The sequence below is a fragment of the Xylophilus sp. ASV27 genome, assembly GCF_016428875.1.
Classification (GTDB): domain Bacteria; phylum Pseudomonadota; class Gammaproteobacteria; order Burkholderiales; family Burkholderiaceae_C; genus Xylophilus.
The window spans coordinates 1-7,903 of the sequence record NZ_JAELTO010000150.1; the positions used below are offsets into that span (position 1 = coordinate 1).

General features: G+C 68.6%; 9 protein-coding genes and 1 pseudogene. 7 read left to right on the forward strand and 3 right to left on the reverse strand.

Translation table 11 applies throughout. The annotated features are described in order from the left end of the window. The 7 genes from otnK to JHD63_RS20770 all read left to right on the forward strand — a co-directional run. Positions 1-963 (forward strand): 3-oxo-tetronate kinase (otnK, locus tag JHD63_RS20740; RefSeq protein WP_198972701.1); only part of this gene is annotated, 963 nt, incomplete at its 5' end. After that, a complete protein-coding gene (locus tag JHD63_RS20745) occupies positions 960-1,622 on the forward strand; it encodes a class II aldolase/adducin family protein (protein ID WP_198972702.1) in 663 nt (220 codons plus the stop codon). The genes otnK and JHD63_RS20745, both read left to right, overlap by 4 nt. A 17-nt stretch (positions 1,623-1,639) precedes the next feature. Further along, positions 1,640-2,485, forward strand: a complete 846-nt coding sequence (gene otnI / locus JHD63_RS20750; RefSeq protein WP_198972703.1) for a 2-oxo-tetronate isomerase — start codon at positions 1,640-1,642, stop codon at positions 2,483-2,485. A 92-nt stretch (positions 2,486-2,577) separates the two neighbouring features. Next, positions 2,578-4,098 carry a methyl-accepting chemotaxis protein gene (locus tag JHD63_RS20755; RefSeq protein ID WP_198972704.1) on the forward strand — a complete coding sequence of 507 codons (1,521 nt, stop codon included), beginning with the start codon at positions 2,578-2,580 and terminating at the stop codon, positions 4,096-4,098. Positions 4,099-4,172: 74 nt separating this feature from the next. Then, positions 4,173-4,325 (forward strand): hypothetical protein, encoded by a 153-nt coding sequence (locus JHD63_RS20760; RefSeq protein ID WP_198972709.1) that lies wholly within the window; start codon positions 4,173-4,175, stop codon positions 4,323-4,325. A 5-nt stretch (positions 4,326-4,330) separates the two neighbouring features. Then, a complete protein-coding gene (gene ruvC / locus JHD63_RS20765; protein ID WP_198972705.1) occupies positions 4,331-4,879 on the forward strand; it encodes a crossover junction endodeoxyribonuclease RuvC in 549 nt (182 codons plus the stop codon). Between the two features lie 318 nt (positions 4,880-5,197). Continuing rightward, the gene (locus tag JHD63_RS20770) at positions 5,198-6,277 is read left to right on the forward strand and encodes a porin (RefSeq protein WP_233168500.1); all 1,080 of its coding nucleotides are present in this window, start codon (positions 5,198-5,200) and stop codon (positions 6,275-6,277) included. Between the two features lie 66 nt (positions 6,278-6,343). On the opposite strand, the gene JHD63_RS20775 is transcribed toward JHD63_RS20770, so the two are convergent. From JHD63_RS20775 to JHD63_RS20785, 3 genes and pseudogenes are all read right to left on the reverse strand, one after another. Further along, positions 6,344-6,520 (reverse strand): hypothetical protein, encoded by a 177-nt coding sequence (locus JHD63_RS20775; protein WP_198972707.1) that lies wholly within the window; start codon positions 6,518-6,520, stop codon positions 6,344-6,346. 25 nt (positions 6,521-6,545) lie between these two features. Next, entirely contained in the window at positions 6,546-7,469 is a 924-nt protein-coding gene (gene lpxC / locus JHD63_RS20780; RefSeq protein ID WP_198972708.1) for a UDP-3-O-acyl-N-acetylglucosamine deacetylase, read from the reverse strand. A 317-nt stretch (positions 7,470-7,786) separates the two neighbouring features. Further along, positions 7,787-7,903, reverse strand: a pseudogene (locus JHD63_RS20785) (IS5/IS1182 family transposase); the annotation flags it as partial.

Consider the following 7,903-nt stretch of genomic DNA (forward strand, 5'->3'; position numbering starts at 1 on the left):
CTGATGGACGCGCTGCGCTGCGGCTTCACCATCGCCACGCCGGCCTTTCCCGACAACGGGCGCACCGTGTTCAAGGGCTACCTGTTCGCCGGCGACGTGCTGCTCAACGAGAGCGGCATGCAGCACCATCCGCTGACCCCGATGACCGACCCCAACCTGGTGCGGGTGCTGCAGGCGCAGTGCAAGCGCAGGGTGGGCCTGATCGACCACACGGTGGTGGCGCGCGGCGCATCCGCGCTGCGCGAGCGCATCGCCGCCCTGCAGGCCGAGGGCGTCGGCATCGCCATCGTCGATGCCGTGTGCAACGACGACCTGCTGCGCATGGGCCCGGCGCTGGCCGAGCTGCCGCTGCTCACCGCGGGGTCCGGCGTGGCGATAGGCCTGCCGGCCAACTTCGGCATCGCGCCGTCGGCACAGGCGGCCGCTCTGCCGGCGGCCGGCGGACTGCAGGCGGTGGTGTCGGGCAGTTGCTCCGTCGCCACCCACCGGCAGGTGCTGCATTTCATCGGGTCCGGCCGGCCGGCGCTGGCGATCGACCCGCTGCAGGTCGCCGCGGGGGTGGACGTGGCGGCGCAGGCGCTGGCCTGGGCCGAGCCGCTGCTGGCGCAGGGTCCGGTGCTGGTCTACTCCACCGCCGAACCGGCGGCCGTGCAGTCGATCCAGGGCCGGCTCGGGGTGGCGCAGGCCGGCGCCCTGGTCGAGCACGCCATGGCCGCCGTGGCGCGCGGCTTGGTCGAGCGCGGCGTGCGGCAATTGATCGTTGCCGGCGGCGAAACCTCCGGCGCCTGCGTGCAGGCGCTGCACATCGGGCACATGCAGATCGGCGCGCAGATCGACCCCGGCGTGCCGTGGTGCCACGCGCGCAGCGACGCGGCCGGTGCAGAAGGCCTGCACATCGCGCTGAAGTCGGGCAATTTCGGCACCGAGGATTTCTTCACCAAGGCCTTCGCCCTGCTGCCATGACCGAACACCAGATCCGCGAGGACATCTGCCGCATCGGCCGCAGCCTGTTCGACCGCGGTTACGTGCATGCGACGGCCGGCAACATCAGTGTGCGGCTGGACGACGGCTTCCTGATCACCCCCACCGACGCCTGCCTGGGCCAGCTCGATCCGGCGCGCCTGGCGCGCGTGGACGCGCACGGCCGGCAGACCAGCGGCGAGCGCGCCAGCAAGACGCTGGCCCTGCACCGCCGCATCTACCAGGCCGCCGCGCGCTTCGACCCGCAGACGCGCTGCGTGATCCACACCCACAGCACGCACTGCGTGGCGCTGACGCTGCAGCACGGCGGCGCAGAACTGCTGCCCGCGCTCACGCCCTACTTCGTGATGAAGGTCGGCCGCGTGCCGCTCATTCCCTACCACCGCCCCGGCGCGCCGGAGGCGGCGCAACTCGTCGCCGAGGCCATCACCCGCTACGGCGAACGCGGCACGCCGATCCGCGCCGCCATGCTCGCCCGGCTGGGTCCGAACGTCTGGCACGAGACGCCGGCCGCGGCCATGGCGGTGCTGGAGGAACTGGAGGAAACCGCCCACCTCTGGCTGCTGAACGGCCAGCGCGCCGCCCCGCTCGACGACGCCCGACTGCACGAACTGCGCCGGAGCTTCGGCGCCCGCTGGTAAACCTTCGCGAGAACTTCATGCCCCGCTTTGCCGCCAACCTGTCCTTCCTCTACCAGGAACTCGACTTCCTCGACCGCTTCGAGGCCGCCGCGCGCGACGGCTTTCAGGCCGTGGAGTACCTGGCTCCCTACCCGTACCCCGCCCGCGAGATCAGCGCGCGCCTGCACGCCCATGGCTTGCGGCAGGTGCTGTTCAACGCGCCGCCCAGCGGCGCCGACGCCGAGGCCGTCGCCACGGCCTGGAGCCGCGCGGAACGGGGCATCGCCTGCCTGCAGGGCCGCGAGGCCGAGTTCCGCGGCGGCTTCGCCCATGCGCTGGCCTACGCCGACGCGCTGGACTGCCCGCGCATCCACGTCATGGCCGGCCTGGCGCCTGCCGGTGTGGAGCGCCAGGCGCTGCGCGCCACCTACGTCGCCAACCTGCGCTGGGCCGCCGCCCAGGCCGCGGCGGCGGGGCGCGAGGTGCTGATCGAGCCGATCAACACCCGCGACATCCCGGGCTTCTTCCTGAACCGGCAGGACGATGCCCATGCGGTACTGGACGAGGTCGGCGCGCCCAATCTCAAGGTGCAGATGGACCTCTACCATTGCCAGATCGTCGAGGGCGACCTGGCCACGAAGCTGCAGCAGTACCTGCCCACCGGCCGCGTCGGCCATCTGCAGATCGCCGGCGTGCCGCAGCGCCACGAGCCCGACCTGGGTGAAATCAACCACGACTACCTGTTCGGCCTGATCGACGGGCTGGGCTTCGAGGGCTGGGTCGGTTGTGAGTACCGGCCGGCGCGCGGGGCCACCCCGGGCGGCACCTCCGAGGGCCTGGACTGGATGCGTCGGCAGGCTGGCCTGTGGCGCAGGGCGAGTTGAAGCCGTTCGTCGAACGGCACCTACCTCACGTCGCCAGTCGGTAACAATGTGAAAACATCGTTTTCCGTGTTGATCATCAGAAGGTTGGCTACATGAGTTTCGTCTCCAGGATTTCCGTTGATTCCCCGCGCGGCGACGCCTCCGGCGCGTCATCTCCACCCTGGGCCGACCGCCTGATCCTGGGGGCCATGGCCTTGGCCGTGCTGGCGGCCCTGGCGCTGGGGCAGCTTCAAGGCACGCTGTCGCTGGCCGCCTGGTTCGCAATCCCCTTGTTCCTCCTGGCCTGCCTGGTGCATCTCGTTGCGCCCGGGACCTTGTTGTCGCGCATGGTGCTGTCCACCTGCCTGGCGGGCCTGGTCATGCTGCACATTCAACTTTCACACGGTCAGGTCGAATACCACTTCGGCGTCTTCGTCTCCCTGGCCCTGCTGCTGGTGTACCGCGACTGGCGGCCCATCGTCCTGACCGCGGCCTTGTTTGCCGTGCACCATGTGCTGTTCGATCGCCTGCAGGCTGCCGGCTTCGGTGTGTACTGCATCACTCAACCCGACTTCGGCCGCGTCATCTTGCATGCGGTCTACGTGGTGATCCAGACCGTACTGGAAGTGGTGTTAGCCCTGACCATGAAGCGGGCCGGCATCGAGGGCGCCGAACTGGCCCGCCTGGTGGCCCAGGTCCGTGACGGCGAACGCATTCAGCTTGACGTCTCGGGCACCGTGCTGCAGTCGGCGCCGGCGCTGGCACTTCAGCAGGCCCTGCTGCGCGTGCACCGTGCTGCGTCACAGGTGCATGACGCCATCAACAGCATCGAGGCGGCCAGCCGCGAGATGTCCACCGGCAACCGGGATCTCAGTCGACGCACCGAGCAGACCGTCAGCCACCTGGCGCAGGCCGCCGCCAGCCTGGGCGACTTGACGGTCAAGGTCCAGCACTCGGCCGAGTCGGCCCACCAGGCCAACGATCTGTCAGGCTCGGCCGCCCGGGTCGCCGAGCGCGGCGGCTTGGCGGTTCGCGAAGTGGTCAATACCATGGCGGCGATCCAGGCCAGCTCCAGCAGGATTTCCGACATCACCGGCGTGATCGACGGCATTGCCTTCCAGACCAACCTGCTGGCGCTCAACGCGGCGGTCGAGGCCGCCCGGGCCGGGGAGCAGGGGCGTGGCTTTGCAGTGGTGGCCAGCGAGGTGCGCAACCTGGCCCAACGCAGCGCCGCGGCGGCTCGGGAGATCAAGTCCCTGATCAGCCAGTCCGCTGAAAAAGTGAAGGCGGGCACCCAGCAGGTGCACGAAGCGGGTCGCACCATGGACGACATCATGGCCTCGGTGCAGCGGGTCAAGCACATCATTGCCGACATCTCGTCGGTGGCGGGCGAACAGTCCGAGGGCCTCAGGCAGGTGCACACCGCCGTGGCGGGTCTCGACCAGATGACCCAGCAGAACGCAGCCCTGGTGGAACAGTCGGCCGCCGCCGGTGCCAGCCTGACCGAACAGGCCGAACGCCTGGCGCAGGCAGTGGCGATCTTTCAGTCTGAAAACCGCACTTCTCCCGTCACCGAAAGCCCCAGGCCGCATGGCGCGGGTGCGATGAGCGTTGCGATGCTGTCGCTGGCATAGGACGCTGTCGGACGGCTCTGCGCTCAGGCCCGCCCCGTATCATCGGCCGATGCGCACCGGTGCGAGCGCGCGGCATGTCTTCCACCGGCGCCGGCGGCCTGCCGGACCGCATCGAGGCGCCGTGCCTTGCCGCGCCGATCTTCTTCCATGCCGTGCGCCGGCATGTCGATTTTGAGCAAAAAGAGCCCGAAGCCCAGGTAAATCCTGGGCTATTAGCTACACAATAGATAGCATGCGCATTCTTGGCATCGACCCCGGCCTGCAGACCACCGGCTTCGGCGTGGTGGACGTGGACGGCCACGCGCTGCGCTACGTGGCCAGCGGCACCATCCGCACCACGCACCTGCCGCTGGGCGACCTGCCGGGCCGCATCAAGGTGCTGCTCGACGGCGTGCGCGAGGTGGCCGAGCGCTACGCGCCCGACGCGGCCACGGTCGAGATCGTCTTCGTCAACGTCAACCCGCAATCCACCCTGCTGCTGGGCCAGGCGCGCGGCGCCTGCATCGCCGCACTGGTATCGCGCGACCTGCCGGTGTCCGAGTACACCGCGCTGCAGATGAAGAAGGCCGTGGTCGGCCACGGCCGCGCCGCCAAGAGCCAGGTGCAGGAAATGGTGCGCCGCCTGCTGCGCCTGCCCGGCCTGCCCGGCACCGATGCGGCCGACGCCCTGGGCCTGGCCATCACCCATGCCCACGCCGGCCAGGCCATGGCCCGCCTGCAGGCGGCGTCGCCGCTGCAGCGGCGCCAGCACGCCATGTACAAGGACGGCCGCAGCTACTAGGGCGTGTCATCCTTTCATTTCACCCCCGCGCTGGCCCCCGCGTGCGGATGGATGCGCCAAGCGCGGCGCATTGCGGCGTGGCCCTTCGCTCGGCGTACATGCTACGCGGCACTCAGGGCGCCTCGCACCACACCGCGCTGCAGGTTTTCGCGGGGGCGAAATAGAGGATGACGCGCCCGGTCGCACAGGCGACAGCAACTGGGGAAATCGAGCATGTGCAACCCATGTGACGAAATCTTTACTTCCCCTACATTGACTTCTCCAGAAACGATACGGAGAAGAATCGCCATGCAAAGCAGATCGGCCCTCGCCCTAGGGATGTTTGTAGCCACCTTGACTGCCAACGCCTCGGCCCAGTCCAGCGTGCAGCTTTACGGCATCGTGGACGCCGCCATACGACACACCAACAATGAAGGCACCACGGCCACCGGGGGCAGCGGCAACGTCACCCGGCTCATCGGCGGCGGCATGTCGCAGAGCCGCTGGGGCATCAACGTGACGGAAGACATGGGCGGCGGCCTGAAGGCCATCGCCAACCTGGAAAACCGCTTCACCACCGACAACGGCACGCCCTTGACGCCGTACTTCCAGCAGTCCTGGGTCGGCCTGCAGAGCAGCAGCTTCGGCCGCGTCACGATGGGCCGCCAGTACAACGTGCTGTTCGACCTGGTCACCAGCACCTACGCGTCCTACCCCTACTCGCCCTACTTCGAAGCCTATAAGCCCGAGATCGGCTTTGCGCTGGGCGCGCGCGCCGACAACATGGTCAAGTACATGGCCGAGTTCGGCTCCATCCGCGGCGCGGTGCAGGTCTCCGCCGGCGAGAAGAGCCCGACCGGCGGCAAGACCGCGGGCGGCTATCTGCGCTGGGCCAGCGGCGGGCTGGCCGCTGGCGTCGGCTACCAGAACTACGAGTTCGCCTCGGGCAAGAAGATCGACGCCTGGACCGTGGGCGGCTCCTTCCGCACCGGCCCCTGGTACTTCAACACCGGCTATGGCCAGAACAAGGTCGACGACGGCCTGACCCCGACCGACCGGGCCGTGCTGTCGAACTTCTGGGGTGGTGGCGCCAACGGCGGCTTCGGCGGCCCGGCCTTCCTGGCGGCCAACAAGCGCGAGATCGTGAAGCTCGGCGTGGGCTACCAGTTCACGCCGCAGCTCAACATCGGCGCGCACTACTTCCACGCCAAGCAGTCCGGCAACGCCGCCAGCGCAGACGGCAAGGCCAACTTCTTCACCATGGCCGCCGACTACGCCTTCTCCAAGCGCACCGACGCCTACGTGGAACTCGACATGACCCGCCTCAAGGGCCAGACGAGCCTCAACGGTGCCGACGGCACTGCCAACGGCGCACGCAGCCGCAACGGCTACACCATCGGCCTGCGGCACCGGTTCTGATCCTCGGCCTTTGTCCACGTGGAAGGCGCCCTTGCAGGGCGCCTTTTTCCTGGCCGGCAGGCAGGCTCAGGCCAGCCGATCCAGCGCAAGTACACCAAAGAAGGCCAGCGCGGCCACGATGGTCCATTTCAGGATCACCAAGCCCCATCGCTTGAAGCGCGGCTGGCCCGTGCCGACGAAGAAGCCGAAGGACACGGCCGCAGCGAGCAGCAGCAGGAAGAAGACCCAGCGGAACAGCAGCATCGCGGGCGTGGCGGCGGACGAGGGGCTACCAGGCCCGCGCGATCTGCGCGAAGCCGCGCGGCGCCTGGCGCTCGTCCTCGAAGGTGACGATCTCGTAGTTGGCCTCGTCGGCCAGCAGGGCGCGCAGCAGCTGGTTGTTCATGGCGTGGCCCGAGCGGAAGGCGCTGTAGGCGGCCAGCAGCGGCTTGCCGACGCAGTACAGGTCGCCGATGGCGTCGAGGATCTTGTGCTTCACGAACTCGTCGTCGTAGCGCAGGCCGTCGCTGTTGAGCACCTTGTAGTCGTCCATCACGATGGCGTTGTCCAGCCCGCCGCCGAGCGCCAGGCCGCTGGAGCGCATCATCTCCACGTCCTTGGTGAAGCCGAAGGTGCGGGCCCGCGCGATGTCGCGGCTGTAATTGCCGGCGCCCATGTCGAATTCCACGCGCTGGCCCGTGGAATCGACCGCGGGATGGTCGAAGTCGATCTCGAAGCTGAGCTTGTAGCCATGGTAGGGATCGAGCCGCGCCCACTTGGTCGCGGCGCCCTCGCCCGAGCGCACCTCCACCGGCTGGCGCACCCGGATGAAGCGCTTGGGCGCACGCTGGGTCTCGATGCCGGCGCTCTGCAGCAGGAACACGAAGGACGACGAGGAGCCGTCGAGGATCGGCACCTCTTCGGCCGTGATGTCCACGTACAGGTTGTCGATGCCAAGCCCGGCGCATGCCGACATCAGGTGCTCGACCGTGTGCACCTTGGCACTGCCGGTGGAAATGGTGGAGGCCAGCCGCGTGTCGGTGACGGCCGTGGCGCTGATGGGAATGTCCACCGGCTCCGGCAGGTCGATGCGGCGGAACACGATGCCGGTATCGGGCTGCGCCGGCCGCAGCGTCAGCTCCACCCGCTGGCCACTGTGCAGGCCCACGCCGACCGCGCGGGTGAGCGTCTTGAGAGTGCGTTGCTGGAGCATGCCAGGATTCTAGGCGCGTAGGCGTCGGCCTACGCGCCAGAGCGGACAACGGTCGCTATCGCGGCGATAGAAGAGCGTGACGACAACCAAGTCTCCGAAAGCCGCAGAGCAGTCCATACGCGAACATCCGCGGAACCGGCTTGCAGGGCCGCAGGCGAGGTCTTGCAGACCGCGCCGGGCCAATGGCCCGGCCCCTCGCCAGTCACGAAAGGTCCACCGGACCTTTCGTGTACGGGCTCAGCCCCCGGCAAGGGGTAGGCGAAGACGCGAAGCGCGCAGCCCGGGGGTATGCCTTAGGCAACGCTGAATAAGAGCGGCTAACAAAACAAAGGGAGGTTGCGAGCACAGATGACACAACAAGCCAGGGAAAGCAGCGCGACATGAATGTCGATGCGGCGCTCGAAGCGGGTTCGCAGCTTGCCGAACGCGGCCAG